Below are 16,821 nucleotides of genomic sequence, written 5' to 3' on the forward strand. Positions count from 1 at the left end.
AAAAATATTTACCGCCTAATATATTAACAAAACACAACAATTTAGTTAAAAATTTTTCGCAGAAAATATTATATAGGTATCTGCTAGGGTAATTACCTCTCCTCAACGTTAAAAATAGTTAAATTTATAAGCACCCGCCCAAAATTTATTAGTTTTAAACCATGCTGAAGTATCTCTGCCTGCTCTTGTTTCCCTTTGCTATTACAGCCGCTCATGCGCAGGGAATTTTTAAAGGCAAGGTCATGGAAGATAAAACCCGCATTGGCCTGGCCAATATCTTCATCCAAAACCTTAACAATAAAAGTAACACTACATCTGATAAATCAGGATCGTACAGTCTGCCGGCAAAAGTGGGTGATCTGGTTTTGTTCAAGGGCTTCTCATACCTGCCAGATACCGTACTGGTTACCAGCCTGAACAGTACCGAGATCTTTCTGAACCCGCAGAAGTTTCCACTGCAGGAGGTTACCGTTACCGCAACGGAACTTAAAAAACCGCTGAAAAACATTTATGATCCTGAATTTCACGGGCAAACCGTTGTGAAGCACCGCGACCGGGAAGGCAATATCGACGGTGGTATCACCATGCGCTTGCATTACTGGAAAAAAGGCGAACATGACCAGGCCAAACTGGAGAAGAAGCTAAAGGATTTCGACACCATGGACGAGATCCATGGCCTATTTGTGCCGGAGAACATCGGCAAGTATGTGCCCTTAAAGGGCGAAGAACTGGATAACTTTATCGGGCTGTTTACCCCCGGGGTAAAGGAATACACCCGTAAGGATTTTAACCTCCTCAATTACCTCAACAGCAGTTACAAAAAGTACCTGGCCCTCCCGCCCGATCAGCGGAAGATCCAGCCCTTTTTGCAATAGCGTTATGCTTTCAGTATAGAAATGCCCGTGCCTAAGGCCACCGCATCTTCTACCACACCTGCTACCTGGTCTTTAACAAAAGGCAGTTTATCGGCATACTTGCGCAGGTAAAAACTGGCAAATGTTACCGCAAACGCAGACGCGCCCCCCAGCAGCATACCTTCTATAACACTCTGGCGGTTGGCCTTATATATGGTTGCGCCCACCAGTGCCCCCGATGCTACCCTTGCCATCAGTTGCGCCGGTATGATCCTGTCCGGGCCGCCCGGCACCTTATCGCCCGTAACTTCCGCGGCCGACATCAGCTTCGTAACGAATGCAGTTACCGGCATTTGGATAAACCTGAACGCCGTTCTGGACAGCGCCGGGTTGGGATGATTGCTTAAATAATGACTGGCCACCATTGGCGCCATAGATGCGCGCATCCCGGCCACTGCCCCCAGCCCTATCGTTTGTAATATGATGTTTCCCCTTTTCATAATGGTATCAGCTATTTTGTATGCCGATACAACATTGCAGACTCTTGATAGTTTGTTATTGCCGTTAATCTGATGAACAATTCCGGAAAAGGGTATGAATTCCCCTCAAAAACTAAGGCAGGGAAACCGTATTTACAATCAGGTTGTTACCTTTGGCACTATCTATAAGGCATAAACCCAATAAAATGGCGATCAGCAGCACACCATCAGCAGAAACACTAAAGGCCTTTGAAACCGTGCCGAACATGTACCTCGTGCTGTCGCCCGACTTGTACATCATAACGGCAAGTAACCTTTATCTCCAGGCGGTTTCCGCACGGAGGGAAGATATTACCGGCAAACATATCTTTGAAGCCTTTCCGGATAACCCCGACCTGCCGGATGCCGACGGCGTTCAAAATATCAATGCATCTCTGCAGGAAGTGTTGCGCACCCGCAAACCACACTTCATGCCCATTCAGCGGTATGATGTACCTGACATTGCTAACCCCGGTAAATTTATTGCCCGCTATTGGGACCCAAGCCACACGCCGGTATTGAACGAAGCCGGCCAGGTGGTTTATATCATCCAGCTGGCCACCAACATAACTGATCAGATCCTCACCAAACAGGCACTGGCGCAATCCAGATCGCGCCTGACGGAAGCCTATGAAGAGGTGCAGGTGCTGAACGAAGAGCTTACCGCATCTAACGAGGAGTTAATGCGCACACAGGAAGGACTGAATGACCTGAACAATGAGCTTGAACAACGCATTGTTACCCGCACGGCCGCACTCTCCGAAAGCGAAAACCAGTTTAAACAGCTGGCCGACTCCATCATCCAGATGATTTGGGTTACCGATGCTGAAGGTTACCATGAGTACTATAACAAACGCTGGTACGATTTTACGGGCACCACTTATGAGCAAACGCAGGGCGAGGGCTGGAACGAAATATTCCACCCGGATGACCGCGAACGGGCATGGAAAATATGGAACCATAGCCTGCAAACCGGCGACCCCTACGAAATTGAATACCGTTTAAGAAAATACACCGGCGAATATGCCTGGGTACTGGGCCGGGCCGCCCCTTACTTTGATGTTAACGGCCGCATTGTTAAGTGGTTTGGTACCTGTACCGATATTGACGAACTTAAACAGCTGCAGCAGCAAAAAGATGATTTCATCAGCATTGCCAGCCACGAATTAAAAACACCCCTCACCAGCCTGTCTGCCTGTATACAGTTGCTGTACCGGGTTAAAGATAACCCGCAGGCGGGCACACATGCCAAACTGATAGAACAGGCCAGCAAAAGCTGCCAAAAAGTAAGCAGCCTGGTCAATGATCTGCTTAATGTAAGCAAGCTTACCAACGGGCAGTTGCATGTAAACTATACCACTTTTAACATTGCCGCCCTGGCTACCGATTGCTGCCAGCATTTCCTGGACGATGGCAGGCACCAGGTGATCACAACCGGCGATGTGCACCTGCAGGTAACTGCCGATGAGGACCGCATTAAACAGGTGCTGGTCAATTTTATTAACAACGCCATCAAATACGCGCCGCAGTCGCCCAATATTGCTATCCATATTCAAAGCGTTGCGCAGGCTGTTAAAGTTTCTGTTACAGATGCCGGGCCGGGGATCCCCGCCGACAAGCAAAAGCATTTGTTTGATAAGTATTACCGGGCCGATAACAGCGGCATCCAATATTCGGGCCTTGGCCTGGGCCTCTATATCTGTTCGCAAATTATACAGAAACACGATGGCGAAATTGGGGTGGAGAGTGAGATGGGCAAAGGCAGTACCTTCTGGTTTACCATACCCCTCAGCCCCGGGGACGATGGACTACCACAAAACCAAAGCCCCCTTTAATTAAATGAGGCCCTGAACTCCAGCGGCGACTGGCTGGTTTTTGTTTTGAACAGCTTGCTGAAGGATTGCGGATGCTCAAATCCTAGTCCGTACGCTATTTCACTTACCGAAAGCCCGGTGGTGCTCAGCCGTTCCTTTGCTTTTTCTATCAGCGCCTCGTGGATGTGCTGCTGGGTGCTTTGCCCGGTAAGCGTTTTAAGCAAACTACTGAGGTAGCCCGGTGAAACGTTTAGCGCATCGGCTATGTATTGCACCGTGGGCAGGCCCTGCCCCGCTAACTGATCGCTGTTGATATATTCGGCCAGGATCTCTTCCAGCCGGTTGAGGATGCTGTGGCTGGTTATTTTACGGGTGATGAATTGCCGGTGATAAAACCGGTCGCAGTAGTTGAGTACCAGTTCCAGCTGGGCAATAATAATATCCTGGCTAAACTGATCGATGTTGGCCTGGTATTCCTGCCGGATGTTGTGCATAATACCCGTAATGATCGTTTCCTCCTTGTCCGACAGGAAAAGCGCCTCGTTCACCGCATAATCAAAATAGGCGTACTGCTTTATGTTTTTGGCCAGCGGCGTGTTCCATAAAAAGTCGGGATGGAAAAGCAGCATCCATCCCGACTGTTTTAATTTACTTACCTTTTCCACTTCCAGCTTAAGCACCTGCCCCGGTGCCATAAAAAACATGGTCCCCTCGTCAAAGTCATAGGGCTGCTGGCCGTACTTCATCTTTACGTTAAAGTTCCGCTTCAGCGCAATAGAATAAAAATCCTTCACCACGCTGATCTCACCCGGTGGCATTTCCTCCACATCATCTAAGCTGATCACGCTGATCAGCGGATGCTCGGGCTTGGGCAGGCCCCTGAATTTGTGGAACTCGCTGATTGTTTTACACCTGATGGGTTGCGTAACGGCCATAGCACAAATTAGTTATTATTTATCGCGGCAGCAAATTCCCCGGCATAAACCGCCATTTTAGTTTTGCCCAATACCGGCCGGTGTGCAAAGTAATCTTCAGATAACAGGCCCGTGTGCAGCCCGGCAAACATCTCTGTAAGGCCGGCCGCTATCCGCGGGTTCATACCCACCTTTACCAGGCCAGCCAGGTTTTCCTCATCGCTGATCAGCACCCACTCCAGCGGCTTTCCCAGGGCAGTGCTCAAAATAGCCGCCGTTTGCGGGCCGCTCAGCTCCTCGCTGCAAACATAACGGATCTTTCTGCCGGTAAAAGGCTGCCCAATCTCCTCCGCAATGGCCGTAGCGATATCCACAGGCGATACCCAGGGAATAACATCCCCCACCCCGTAATTGGCCGCAATGCGCCCCTGGTTTTTAATGCTGTAGGTATGCGCAAACAGGTTATAAAAGAAGGACGTTGGCCGCATGTGTACAATAGCCACTTCCGCAGGCAGCGCATTTAAAATGCCCTCCACATCATGCGCGCCAATCAATATGCCCGACCCTTTTTCCAGATGAGCGCCAATGGTGCTTAGGTTCACCACCTGCTTTACACCCGATGCCCCGATAGCCGCAGCATAGTTGTTCCCCAGGCGATGGTAATAGGCGGTGAGGTCCAGTTCCTGGTCAAAGTAGTTGGCGGGCGGCACCATGGTATACACCGCATCCGCACCGGTAAAGGTTTGGGTTAAAAAGTCGCGGTCCTCCAATGAGCCAATGGCTGCTTTGGCACCCAATGCCTCAATCTCCGCCTGTTTACCGGCTTTGCTGCTGATCACCGTAACCTCGTGCCCTTGCTCAACCAATTCCTGCGTTAGCGGCCTGCTGATGTGCCCCAACGATCCTGACAATATAATCTTCATAACGTTTTGTTTTTGTTGCTACAAAGATGCAGGGAAGCGGGCCGCCGCATGTAGCCGAATCTACTGAGCTTGTAGCCGGATATGGGGAGTGAGGAGCGGGGAGTGAGGAGTGAGGTGTGGGGGGTGGGTTTGGGAGTGAGGTGTGGGGGGTGAGGTGTGGGGAGTGAGGATTGGGGAGCGGGGTGTGAGGATTGGGGAGCGCGGAGTGGGGTGGGAGGAGTGAGGAGCGCGACTGTCCGCTCCCCGCTCCCCGCTCTCCGCTTCCCCGCTCTCCGCTTCCCCGCTCCCCGCTCCCCCGCTCCCCGCTCTCCCTCTCCCCGCTTCCCCGCTCCCCGCTCTCCGCTTCCCCGCTCCTCATTCCCCGCTCCCCCGTAGTAATCAGAAAAGCAAAGCCAGTGCTTCGATGGCCCTGATAGTCCCGCTGTACACCTGTCCTGATGAACATCAGGATGCAAGCCGCTGATAGAAGCGGCTTGCCGGGAAAGCGGTTTTAGGTGGGTTGCGCTTGTGGATTTAACCTGAGAAACGAATGCTTACCATGTACTACGGATGCACCGAAGCCCAGCCTTCCGCCTGCCGGATGATGATCTCGCCGTTACCGCTGGGCACATAGGAGATAAAAGGGAACAGGTCGTTTTTATCGATCTTGCGCTCGCGCACCGTATTGCTGCATTCTGCCAGGATCACCCCTCTGGCCTGCAGCTTCTTCAAGGTTTCTTCATACGCGCCCGATTTCATGTAAACCGCAACCCCATCGCCAAATACCACCAGTTCTATGGTTACTTTCCCCTTCAGCCGCGGGTCATCCAGCACGTTGCCAATATTGCGCAGCGTCCCCGTGATCTTTTTATCATCGGCAGAATTAAGAATATAAACGGCCTTGTAGCTTTTAAGCGTAGCCTCGGCACCGGTAAAGGCAGCCGGATCGGTTTGTGCCTTTGCGGGTTTAGCCAAAGCCAGGCATGCAAACGCGGTTAACATCATCAGGTACTTTTTCATTTTTGCTATTTAAATTTTTAGGATAGATGAATTTTTATGTGCGGCCACTATCGGCTTAAAGGGCCCGTACTTGTGCTGCTGCTCACTGTAGGGATCAGCATACGGACCAAACGGAAAGTCGATAGGTTTGGTATCCAGGTTTTGCCAATCGGCCTGCTGGTTGCGGTGCGGCCGGGGCTGCGAATTCACAAATGCCGCCACGTTCCAGCTTTCGGCATCCGTTAGCTGCGGGTTTTTGTAAGTAGCACCGTAAGGCATATTGTTTTTTACAAAGCCGGCAAAATTACCCAAGCGGTACATCCCCGCACCATCGGTATAGCTGCCCTTGCCCCATAAAGGCGGATAGGTATAGCTGCGCTGATCGGCGGCTAACAGTCCCTCCCCGTTTTGGCCATGGCAGCTTTGGCATTTGGCCACATACACCACTTTCCCTTTAGCGGCACTAGCGGCCACATCCATAAAAGGCAGCCGCGCTACCGACCGGCCATATAAAGCCCGCCCCTTAGCTACCCCTGTACCAACCCATTTCATATAGGCCAAAATGGCCTGCACCTCCCTGCCGGAGGTATCGGGCACCTTCCCCGCCAAACTCCTTTCAAAGCACTCGGCTATGCGCAGTGCCGGCGTGGTTGCCCTGCCCGACCGGTTGCTTCGCTTTGGATAACCGGCCACAAACTCCGCATAATTATTGCCGAACAGCCTGGTCCCGGCATCCAGGTGGCAATTTTGGCAATTCATGCCGTTGCTGATCTGCGCCACGCTGCCCTTTGGCCCCAGGTATTGGGCGGTATGGGCAATCAGCTCCCTGCCATAGCGGGTCATGTCGCCATATTTACCTGCCGGGATGCGCTGAACATCCGGAGCCTGCCAGTTTTGAGCAAATTTATCCGGAACTGCACCGGCAGCCTCTTTTCGCTGATCACCACCGGCCTCGCCACCTGTATTACAGGCAAAGCAGACCAGGCTAACCAATAACATCGCCAGGCCTGCCGAAAACAGCAAAGCTCTACTGGCTAGCTTTTTGGCTTCGCCCTTGTTTGATGATGTATTTGATGGCATTTTTGAACGATCGATTTTTTGGGGCAAACTATTTATTTGCGGATGGCCCGGAATTGCTTAGCCCGGAACTACCCGGCTGTTAAACAAAAATAGCGATGAGTTTGGTAGGGGCACTATGTGAGGGTGAAAATATTTGTTGGGGAGGATGGTTGGGTTATTATCCCACCATATTCTTGCGAGCGATAGCGCGGTTTGCCCGGGGGTGAAGGATCAGATAAGCTGGAATCAGTTAGGCGAATTTCGCGAGCGTGGAGGCTGAATAGCAAACCCGACCAAGTGTGAATACCTGGCCGGGCTGATTGCATTAGCATTTCATAATAAACTCTTTATGTATCTGTCAATTCGAGTGGCACCTACTGCCATTTAATATTTTGCTCTGCCCATTGTTTGGCAGACATGGTCGCTATTCCTTTTTGGACATTGAATGTTTGATCCAAACGCCAGGATACACCCGCACCATTTCCGAAAATATGCTGGTACTTTTTTACAAAATTTTCCGGATCATTTTTTAAGCCATCGTTCAATTCGCTGATGGTTATCACCTCGCGTTTAAATTTTTCGCCGGCCAATGTTTCTGCCAGATCAGCTAATTGTCCATAGGTTATCGTGTCACCACCGATATAAACAATACGGTCTGCTATCTGCGGTTCATCGAAAAATATCTCTGCGGTAAGTTTTCCTATATCTTCAGGCGTTGTTACCGTAACAGCTGTATCCCAGCTGCCTAAAGCGGTAATCGTCTTGGTGTCTAAATTAACAACACCGAAAAAAGGTTCAAATAAGTAACTCGTAAATAAACCGGTAGAAACAATAACCCACCGGGTAGCTTTTTGCGATCGAAGAAGTTCCCGTACATCCAGTTGCTCATCAAAAAGATCCTGGGCACTACCCCGGCCAATTATCTCAAAATCAACCCCGAATTGCCATGGGAAATATCGTTTCACCCCAGCCTCAAGTACGGCTCTTGTTAGTTTGAGCTGAAATCCGCCGGCACCACTGCCATAACCGGTACAAGAAACAACTGCATCGAATTCTTTAAAAATCCGAACAAGTTCAGCAGACGGAGCCGTCAGATCTCCTGCCAGCAATGTTACCTTTAATTCCTTAAGCTCGTCAATATTGCGCTTTTTTTCAATCTCTGTCGAACTGATGGTAGACTGGCGAAGCAGTACGGTGATTTTTGTATGGGGTAAGTGTTTTGACCTTTTAACTAAGCTGCGGATCACCGGCATGCCCAATTCGCCTGCGCCTAACACTAAAATTGATGTATTTTCCATTTTAATATGTTATTATTCCATCATCAGGATAGATTCCAAATGACTTGCATTCGCAAAGGTAAAGCATAAAAAAAGCATTGACAATGAGGCACCTACAAGTGGGTTAGTTACCTGCAGGTTAGTTTTCTTGTACTAAGGCGATTAATTTTTAAATAATCTAAGGTGAGCAGATTTGCCGATTCCTGAAACACATCCCATGGATAAAAATTATCCACAATTTCAAACCCGCTAATCCTTGAGAAATTTGATCACCTTTGAAAAATAATACTTTTTTTAAATTAAAAAGCTGGATTTTATATGATCGATGAGGAACTTAACAAGGCCTGGGATGACATTTGCAAGGTTTTAAACAAAGATCAGGACGAGCTTAAAAGAGATATTTTGAATCATGTTGGTAATAAGTGGTCCCTATTTATCATACATGCTTTAGGAGTGGATGGACGAATGCGTTTTTCCACCTTACAACAGCATATCAAAGGCATAAGTCAAAAAATGCTGACCAAATGTCTCCGCGAACTGGAACGGGACGGATTGATCAGCCGGAGTATCTATCCAGAAGTACCTCCAAGAGTAGAATATGAATTAACACCTTTGGGTAAAGGTTTGCTGGTACAGGTAACCCCGCTTTGGTTTTGGATCGCCAGTAACGTCGATGCTTTCAAAGAAGCACGAAGCCACTATATGAAATAGGATTTTCATTTTGTAGTTACAGCCAAATTAAAAAAAGCGATGGATTTGTAGAGGCAATGCATAGGCGGGAAAAGTTTGTTGGGGAAGGTGTAGAGGTATCGCCCTGTCCTTGCAAGCGATAGCGTGGCAACTTCAGCCGAAAGGTAGACGACATACCGAAATCGCTCCAGCAGCCATTCGCAAGCGTGGACGCTCACTAAAGAATCGACCAAGTGTGGACACTTGGTCGGGCGGGGGAGCATAGTGTAGAACGCATTCCCCCACCATGTCCTTGCGAGCGATAGCGCGGCAACCTAAGCATAACCGTAGCCGACATTCCGGACTATCACTCCACCATGTCCTTGCGAGCGATAGCGCGGTAGGCTACGCATAAAGTAGACGACATGAACCGCCATATTTCTCCCACCGTGTCATTGCGAGCGATAGCGCGGCAATCTCAGTATAAAAGTAGACGACGTGCCGAAATCGGTCAAGCAGCTTTCAGCAGCGTGGACGCTCAGCAGAAATTCGACCAAGTGTGGACACTTGGTCGGTCGGGTAGCCGACATGCCCGAATCGGTAAAGCAGACTTTCGCGAGCTAGGACGCTCAAACTAAGAATTGACCAAGTGTGGACACTTGGTCGGGCGGGGGAACATTTGCGAATCGAAGAAGCAGACCTTCGCGAGCGTGGACGCTCAAACTATGAATCGACCAAGTGTGGACGCTTGGCCGGACGGGGCAGGAGATTTATTGCAGTAAGACATACAGGACGGGCGAGTGTTGATAACCTGTAGCAACTTTGTTTAATAAATTACGTATAACGAAATATATCTGCACATCCTGCTTGCATTGCAAGAATAATTAGCCCATCCTATGATCCTCTCTATTAAAAACATGTCAACTATTAGTTGTAAGGTTGTTGTAAAACTCGAATTAGAACGACTTGGGTTCCACTGCAAAGCAATAGAACAAGGAAGCGCAGAAGTTGCAGGTGAAATATGTCCTAAAAACATCCAAAAAATTCGTATAGCGTTAGCACGTTCCGGATTAGAACTAATAGACAATAAGAAAGATATCCTGATTGACAAAATCAAAAGTGTTATTATCGAAATGGTTTATCATACGGATGATCATTTAAAAATAAATTTCTCCGATCATTTAACGTTTAAGTTAAAATTAGACTATACGTACCTCGCTAATACGTTTTCGCTTAATCAGGGCCTAACTATCGAGCGGTTCATCATACTTCATAAAGTTCGGCGGGTAAAAGAACTGATGATTGACAATAAACTTAGTTTAACCGAAATTTCGTGGAAGATGCATTATAGTAGTGTGGCGCATTTATGTACTCAATTTAAAAAGATTACAGGTGTTACACCCTCCCATTTTAAACACCAGGATCACCTAGCCTAAAGCCTTTCTTAAAGCTCAGACTGACAGCCGCACTATCGCCGGGACACGGAGAAACCGTCGAAATCCCGCCTTGATTGTGACCCATTCTGCAAAGCCAGCACAAGCCATTGCAGGAAAAACGGGCGCCCACCAGGAGCCAAATAGGCAAATGGAGCTGATTCACTCCAAGTGTTTCACTGCCGTTTGCCAAAAAGCTATTTATTTGATTATGAGGCAGTAAACCATTTCAGGTTGATTCAACAAAAAACACAAACCACTGATTATGAGCTAGATTAGTGTTTCACCCGATTCAATTTCGCGCAGTGAAACACCGGGTAAAAAAACCGCCACCGGGCGGTTAGGAATTGCTCCGGTTTATTCCCCCCGCAGCGCCGGGGTTGTGCGTTACATTGCGGTTTTATATGCCCTGTACAATCATTTTTATTTTCTCGTCGAGCTCGTCCACTGCCCTTTCCAGCATCTGCCACTCCTCCAATCCCTGGTTGCGGCCGTCCATCCGGATCAGCTCCATCAGCCCGAGGATAGATGCCACAGGCTTGCGTAACTCATGCGATTGGATAAAGGCGATCTCGTTAAGCTGTTCCGTTTGCGCTTTTACGGTAGTTTCGTGCGCTACCCTTTTGTTGATATCCGCCGTATTTACCGAAACGCCGATGATGTCGCCGGCAGGGTTAAACGCCGGTTCAAATTTTACAAGGCGCCAATTGTCCACCCCGTCTTTGCTCAAATTGCGTTCGTCATAAACGGCAGTACCCTTCAAAGCAGTGGTATAGTCCTTATAAAATAAGGCGAGGTTCTGGCTCGGCATAAACGGCGCCATAGACTGGCCTTTTTCCATCTGCAAGCCGTAGCTATTCTTCACATAAATTTCCCATGCCCGGTTAAAGGCGAGGATCTCAAAATTGCGGCCCAGCAGCATGTGGTGATCTATCGAGCTCTCAAAAAACGACCGCAGTTCGATCTCTGAACGTTTAGCGATAATAAACTGCTCTTTTAGCAGGTTTAAACTCTCGTGAAAATTCATCAGCTGCATAGCCTGTTTAGCCAGAGCCATTAACATTTCCTGCTGATGCTCATTCAACTGCCCCGGCTCCTGGTTGATGACACACAGGCTGCCAAGTTTAAGACCGTCTGCCGTGATGAGGGGGGCACCGGCGTAGAACCTGATATTGGGATCATCCAGCACCAGGGGGTTTTGTACAAAGCGGTGGTCCAGCGTTGCATCGGGCACCACCATTACCTCTTCCTGCTGAATTACGTAGTTGCAAAAGGCGTCGTTACGGGGTGTGGTTTCGAAGTTAAACCGCTCTCTGATCTTAATATGCTGGGTATCTTTATCTATTAACGTGAGCAAGGCGGTGGGGGTACCGCAAATTTTTGCTGCCAGCTTAACCAGCTCCTGAAGTTCTTTTTCCTTGCTGAAGTCGAGCTTTAAAAATCGGTTCACGGCCTGCAGCCGTTCCAGTTCTTTATAAGGCATAGTTATAAAATTTCAAATCGTTTGGATCTAGCGCGTCTGAGTGGTTATACGAATTAACAGCTTAAGTGGTTTGATAAAAAAAAAGCGATGAGTGTAAATCCCATCGCTATTTTCTCATAAACGCCTAAGCTCCTTTACATGGCAGCTTTGATGCTGTCTTGTTTGGCTTTTTCTTTTTTCTTGAAGAAGCCTTTCAGCAGGAAATTATGTTGTACAGCCTCCAGGTCATCATTCAGTTTAATAGAACTTTGCTGGAGGTAGTTAAGGGTACTTTGCACTTTTACGGCACCTTTGGGGTCGTTAAGCAATACGCCCAGGATATTATCGGTACTGTTGAGCTTGTTGCTGGCCTTGTTGAGGTTATCGGTAAGGATAGTAGCATTGTTAGCTGCTTCCTTTAGCTTGGCAACCGACTCCTGGATACGGGCATAGGCAACGGTATCCGTTAACAGTTTATCGGCAAAGCCGCCCTTGGTATTCATTTTATTGCTGAAGGCATCCAGCTGGTAGGCCATCCGCGATGCCGTTGCTGTTGTTGCCTGCAGGTTACGCATTGCGGCACGCAGCTGCATAGCCATGCTGCTATCAGCCAGTAAAGCCCCAACGGTACCCTTACCCGCCAAAATCTGGTGACCCAAGGTTTTAAAGTCGCCGGTGATGGCCAGCAGGTTTTCGTTATTCTTTTGCAGGGTAGCCATAATATCATCCGTAGATAAAAGTTTGGCAGCCTGTAGCACGTCGCCGTCCTGCACGATGGGTGCCTGTGGGCTACCTCCGTCAATCACGATGATCTTGTTACCAATTAAACCATCGCTGCTGATGTGGGCCACCGCGTTGCGGTGAATGTATTGCTGGGTAGCAGCGTCGATACTCATATCCACATCTACCTGCGCGCCGCCGGTGAAACGTACAGCTTTAATGGTACCCACTTTAACCCCCGAGAACCATACGTTGTTCCCTTTTTTCAAACCCGCAACATCGCTGAATATCGCGCTGATCTTGAAGCTTTTTACAAAGCTTTTATTTTGGCCGCCGAGGGTCAGTATGCCAATTACAAATACGGCCACTCCAAGCAGTACAAATACGCCTACCGTGATCGATTTTCTATTTTCTGATGCATCCATTTTGTATGGTAATATTATTCTGTAAAATTATAATCGTAAAAAGGTTTCACCCTTGCGTCGTCTGTGTTAAACACTTCTTCAAAAGTCCCCACCCGCTGAAATTGTCCGTCTAACAGCATCGCTACCCGGTCGCCCACTTGTTTGGCGCAGGTTAAATCGTGCGTGATAATGATAGAGGAGGTGTTATAGTTTTGTTGTACTTCGTTAATCAAGTCGTTGATCTCGATACAGGTGATGGGGTCCAAACCGGCAGTCGGCTCATCATACATCATGATCTCTGGGTTAAGGATCAGCGTACGCGCAATACCGATACGCTTGCGTTGCCCGCCCGAAAGTTCTGAAGGCATCTGGTTAATGGCCTGGAGCAAACCAACGGCATCCAGCACACTTTCTACATTCTTATCGATCTCCGCCCGCGTAATACCCTTTTTGTTCCGCACCAGCGGGAACTCAAGATTCTTACGCACGGTCATGCTATCATACAAAGCACTGTTCTGGAAGGAGAAGCCGATCCGGATTCTCAGGGCCTGTAATTCTTTTTCACTGATAGCGGTTACGTTGTTGCCCAATACTTCGATGGAACCGGCATCCGGCATCAGCAGGCCCGATATAAGTTTGATCAGTACGGATTTACCCGTACCCGAACGGCCTAGCACCACCAGGTTTTCGCCCTGGTACAAGTCAAGGTCGATGCCGCGCAATACATCATAATCGCCAAAGGATTTCTCCAGTCCGCGAATCTTCACGACTTCGTTGCTCGTATCAACATTTACCTTTTTCTTTTCCATAGCAATTAGCGGAACCAGCCGGCTATCTGTACAATTAAAACCTCTTCAATAAATACCAAAAACATGGCGGTTACTACCGCACCATTGGCTGCTTTACCAACACCCTCGGTACCTTTGGTAGAGTTATAACCCTGGTAACAGCCAACTATACCAATTGTAAAGCCAAAAACAACGGCTTTGCTCAACGAGGCCCAAAAATCAACAAATGTAAGCGGCTCAAAGGCCTGCTCCATAAATGTGGTATAAGTAGTGCCCTCATTCTGGCTTACATTTAAGTAGCCACCTATGAGTGCTATAAAGGCCACATAAGTGGCCAGCAAGGGAATAGTGATCGTAGTTGCGATTACCCGCGTACAAACCAAAAATTTAAAAGGCTTTGTTCCCGATACTTCCATGGCATCTATCTGCTCGGTTACCCGCATCGAGCCAAGTTCGGCACCGATACTTGAACCTACCTTACCGGCAGCAATAAGTGCGGTTACCAGCGGTGCAAGCGCTTTCATGATAGCGATGGATACCAGTGATGGCAGCCATGATGTTGCCCCAAAACCGGTTAACGACGGGCGGCTTTGCTTGGTAAAAATAATCCCTACGATAAAACCGGTAAGGGATATCAGCGTGAAGGATTTTACCCCAACTTCGTAACACTGCCGCATCACTTCTTTAAATTCGTAAGGAGGCAAAAACACTTCCTTGAAGAAACGGATGATGAATGCATAGATCCTATGCAGCATTAAAAAAAAATCTGCAACGCTGTTTACAGCTCTCGCAAAGCGCGATGGGGCAGGTTTTATGGTGCTTTTTTGGGTGCTCATTTAAGTGGGCAAAGGTATAATTAATACAAGATATAGAATAGGTTAGCGGGCAAATTGTTTTTAGGAGCTCACAAATTATTACATATTAAAGACCGTTAATTTCCCGGCTAGCACCCACGGTTGTATCACTTTAAATTTTGTAAACTTTTTTTACTGTTGATGAGTTGTTTAATAAACCAATATCCACATGACAGCCCCGAAACAAACAGCCTCCGACAAAACCGCCAGCGAACAAAAGCCTGCGAAAGAATTAAATACAGAGCAGCCTTTAAGCGAAAAGGACGAGGTGAAAAATGCTGAGCAGAAAACCAACAAACCGGTTAGTAAAAAAACTAACTGAGTGAAGCCGCTGCAGATAGCAGGTTAGCTTAAGAAATAAATTTGCGTACATCAGCGATTGGATTTGCTATGCCAAATGATACCGACTTCTTTTATACAACAACGCTGCCATTGGTCTGTTAAACCAATGGCAGCGTTAAATAGATCTTAGCAATAATTTTTAATTCAGCTCCAGTGTCACTACCGATTTGGCGGGCAGGGTAACTACCAGTTTATCGCCATCTTTTTTGGCACCATTAAAGTTTTGCAGTTGCAATTTCAAAGGCTGCTCAAAAGTATTTATATCGGTAATATTGGCCGACGTAAGAATGTTGCCTTTTACACTCTTCCAAACCAGTTCCTTCAGGGTAGTGCTGATGGTAACCGAATTGTGCAGGTCAAGGTTAACCAACGAGATATGTGTCTTACCGCTTGCATCTTGCGAAGCGGAAACGTTTACGGCATCAATCTTCTTGCCGTCCACTGCATACTCAGGCGAGTTCAATTTAATGTTTAAGTATTTGGCATCCTGATGCACCTTGTACATATCAAAAATGTAATAGGTTGGTGTAAGCAGCATTTTATCTTTTTTGGTAAGGATAAGCGCCTGCAAAACGTTTACAGTTTGTGCAAGTTCTGCCATTTTCACCCTGTCGCAATGGTTGTTAAATATATTTAGTGTAGTGCCGGCTATCAGTGCATCGCGCAAGCTGTTTTGCTGGTATAAAAAGCCCGGATTGGTGCCCGGTTCAGGATCTGTCCAGATACCCCATTCATCAACCACTAACCCTACTTTCTTATCAGGATCGTATTTATCCATCACAGCGGAGTGCTTGGAAACCAACTCATCCATCCGCAAGCAGTTAACCATGGTTTTAAAATACTCTCCTTCATCAAAACTGGTGGCAGATCCTTTTTTGCCCCAACTACCAGTAGGGATAGTATAATAGTGCATAGAAACACCCCACATCATTCCGTGAGGGATATTTTTCATTAGGGTTTCGGTCCAGTTGTAATCATCTGCATTAGCACCACTCGCTATTTTACGAAGTTTAATACCCGGGTAATCTTTGGCAAACGAAGCATAACGCCTGAATTCGTTGGAGTAGAACTCTGCCGTCATATTACCACCGCAACCCCAGTTTTCGTTGCCTACTCCCCAAAAGGAAACCTTGTAAGGCTCCGGATGGCCGTTTGCCTTGCGCTGCTGTACCACAGTGCTGGTGCTGTTGGAGTTAAGGTACTCCACCCATTTACTCATTTCATCAACCGTTCCGCTACCTACGTTACCGGCAATATATGGCTCGGTACCAATAAGTTTACTCAGCTCCAAAAACTCGTGCGTGCCAAAGCTATTATCTTCGGTAACGCCGCCCCAGTTACTATTCACCATCCGCGGGCGTTTGTCGCTCGGGCCAATGCCATCGCGCCAGTGATACTCATCTGCGAAACAGCCGCCCGGCCAGCGCAGATTGGGGATCTTGATTTTTTTCAGCGCAGCTACTACATCCAGCCTAATCCTGCCCTGCTTTTGCACCGGCAGGCTTTTATCAACCCAAAAACCATCGTAAATACCGCGCCCAAGGTGCTCGGCAAACTGCCCGTAAATGTGTTTGCTAATGGTCTCTTTTGAATTGTTGGTAATGGTGATGCTGCCGCTGCTTTGGGCAAACGCGGCAGAATTGCCGGCAAGCATCAGGATGAGTAGGTACTTCTTCATATTGGTTATTAATAAGTGTAGATTTAACGCTTATAAATCTATAACACTTTTTTTAATTATTGGGATGGTTGTAAAAAAAATGTGCGTTGCGCCCCGTTTATGCTTCAACAGCTTGTTAAACATATACCTAATGA

At 47.8% G+C, this 16,821-nt stretch carries 15 protein-coding genes; 4 read left to right on the forward strand and 11 right to left on the reverse strand.

The annotated features are described in order from the left end of the window. Nucleotides 1–161: 161 nt before the first annotated feature. Nucleotides 162–875, forward strand: coding sequence for a hypothetical protein (locus A0256_02570; protein AMR30379.1), 714 nt, complete (start codon nucleotides 162–164; stop codon nucleotides 873–875). 2 nt (nucleotides 876–877) lie between these two features. On the opposite strand, the gene A0256_02575 is transcribed toward A0256_02570, so the two are convergent. After that, a complete protein-coding gene (locus A0256_02575) occupies nucleotides 878–1,354 on the reverse strand; it encodes a hypothetical protein (protein ID AMR30380.1) in 477 nt (158 codons plus the stop codon). 245 nt (nucleotides 1,355–1,599) lie between these two features. Here A0256_02575 and A0256_02580 point away from each other — a divergent pair, with 245 nt between their 5' ends. Beyond that, nucleotides 1,600–3,207 carry a hypothetical protein gene (locus A0256_02580; protein AMR30381.1) on the forward strand — a complete coding sequence of 536 codons (1,608 nt, stop codon included), beginning with the start codon at nucleotides 1,600–1,602 and terminating at the stop codon, nucleotides 3,205–3,207. Here the strand turns inward: A0256_02580 and A0256_02585 are convergent. The 5 genes from A0256_02585 to A0256_02605 all read right to left on the reverse strand — a co-directional run bounded on the left by A0256_02585 (nucleotide 3,204) and on the right by A0256_02605 (nucleotide 8,358). Then, a complete protein-coding gene (locus A0256_02585) occupies nucleotides 3,204–4,121 on the reverse strand; it encodes an AraC family transcriptional regulator (protein AMR30382.1) in 918 nt (305 codons plus the stop codon). The genes A0256_02580 and A0256_02585 overlap by 4 nt on opposite strands. Before the next feature lie 8 nt (nucleotides 4,122–4,129). Next, nucleotides 4,130–5,023, reverse strand: coding sequence for an NAD-dependent dehydratase (locus A0256_02590; protein AMR30383.1), 894 nt, complete (start codon nucleotides 5,021–5,023; stop codon nucleotides 4,130–4,132). 543 nt (nucleotides 5,024–5,566) lie between these two features. Continuing rightward, a complete protein-coding gene (locus A0256_02595) occupies nucleotides 5,567–6,022 on the reverse strand; it encodes a hypothetical protein (GenBank protein ID AMR30384.1) in 456 nt (151 codons plus the stop codon). A 9-nt stretch (nucleotides 6,023–6,031) separates the two neighbouring features. After that, nucleotides 6,032–6,868, reverse strand: a complete 837-nt coding sequence (locus A0256_02600) for a cytochrome C (protein AMR34405.1) — start codon at nucleotides 6,866–6,868, stop codon at nucleotides 6,032–6,034. 566 nt (nucleotides 6,869–7,434) lie between these two features. After that, complete coding sequence (locus A0256_02605) at nucleotides 7,435–8,358, reverse strand: 2'-hydroxyisoflavone reductase (protein ID AMR30385.1); 924 nt, start codon at nucleotides 8,356–8,358, stop codon at nucleotides 7,435–7,437. 297 nt (nucleotides 8,359–8,655) lie between these two features. Between A0256_02605 and A0256_02610 the strand changes: the two genes are divergently transcribed. Together A0256_02610 and A0256_02615 are read left to right on the forward strand one after the other, a co-directional pair. Continuing rightward, on the forward strand, nucleotides 8,656–9,048 hold the full coding sequence (locus tag A0256_02610; GenBank protein ID AMR30386.1) for an HxlR family transcriptional regulator: 393 nt from the start codon (nucleotides 8,656–8,658) through the stop codon (nucleotides 9,046–9,048). Between the two features lie 854 nt (nucleotides 9,049–9,902). Further along, entirely contained in the window at nucleotides 9,903–10,442 is a 540-nt protein-coding gene (locus tag A0256_02615) for an AraC family transcriptional regulator (protein AMR30387.1), read from the forward strand. Between the two features lie 397 nt (nucleotides 10,443–10,839). Here A0256_02615 and A0256_02620 read toward each other — a convergent pair whose 3' ends face one another. The 5 genes from A0256_02620 to A0256_02640 form a co-directional block, all read right to left on the reverse strand. After that, nucleotides 10,840–11,922: a hypothetical protein gene (locus A0256_02620; protein AMR30388.1), complete on the reverse strand. Its 1,083-nt coding sequence runs from the start codon at nucleotides 11,920–11,922 to the stop codon at nucleotides 10,840–10,842. Nucleotides 11,923–12,056: 134 nt separating this feature from the next. After that, nucleotides 12,057–13,046 carry an ABC transporter permease gene (locus A0256_02625; protein ID AMR30389.1) on the reverse strand — a complete coding sequence of 330 codons (990 nt, stop codon included), beginning with the start codon at nucleotides 13,044–13,046 and terminating at the stop codon, nucleotides 12,057–12,059. A gap of 14 nt (nucleotides 13,047–13,060) precedes the next feature. Continuing rightward, nucleotides 13,061–13,834, reverse strand: coding sequence for an ABC transporter ATP-binding protein (locus tag A0256_02630; GenBank protein AMR30390.1), 774 nt, complete (start codon nucleotides 13,832–13,834; stop codon nucleotides 13,061–13,063). 5 nt (nucleotides 13,835–13,839) lie between these two features. Continuing rightward, the gene (locus A0256_02635) at nucleotides 13,840–14,649 is read right to left on the reverse strand and encodes an ABC transporter permease (protein ID AMR30391.1); all 810 of its coding nucleotides are present in this window, start codon (nucleotides 14,647–14,649) and stop codon (nucleotides 13,840–13,842) included. A 499-nt stretch (nucleotides 14,650–15,148) separates the two neighbouring features. Further along, on the reverse strand, nucleotides 15,149–16,687 hold the full coding sequence (locus A0256_02640) for an alpha-N-arabinofuranosidase (protein AMR30392.1): 1,539 nt from the start codon (nucleotides 16,685–16,687) through the stop codon (nucleotides 15,149–15,151). Between the last annotated feature and the right edge of the window lie 134 nt (nucleotides 16,688–16,821).

The sequence above is a fragment of the Mucilaginibacter sp. PAMC 26640 genome (assembly GCA_001596135.1).
Classification (GTDB): domain Bacteria; phylum Bacteroidota; class Bacteroidia; order Sphingobacteriales; family Sphingobacteriaceae; genus Mucilaginibacter.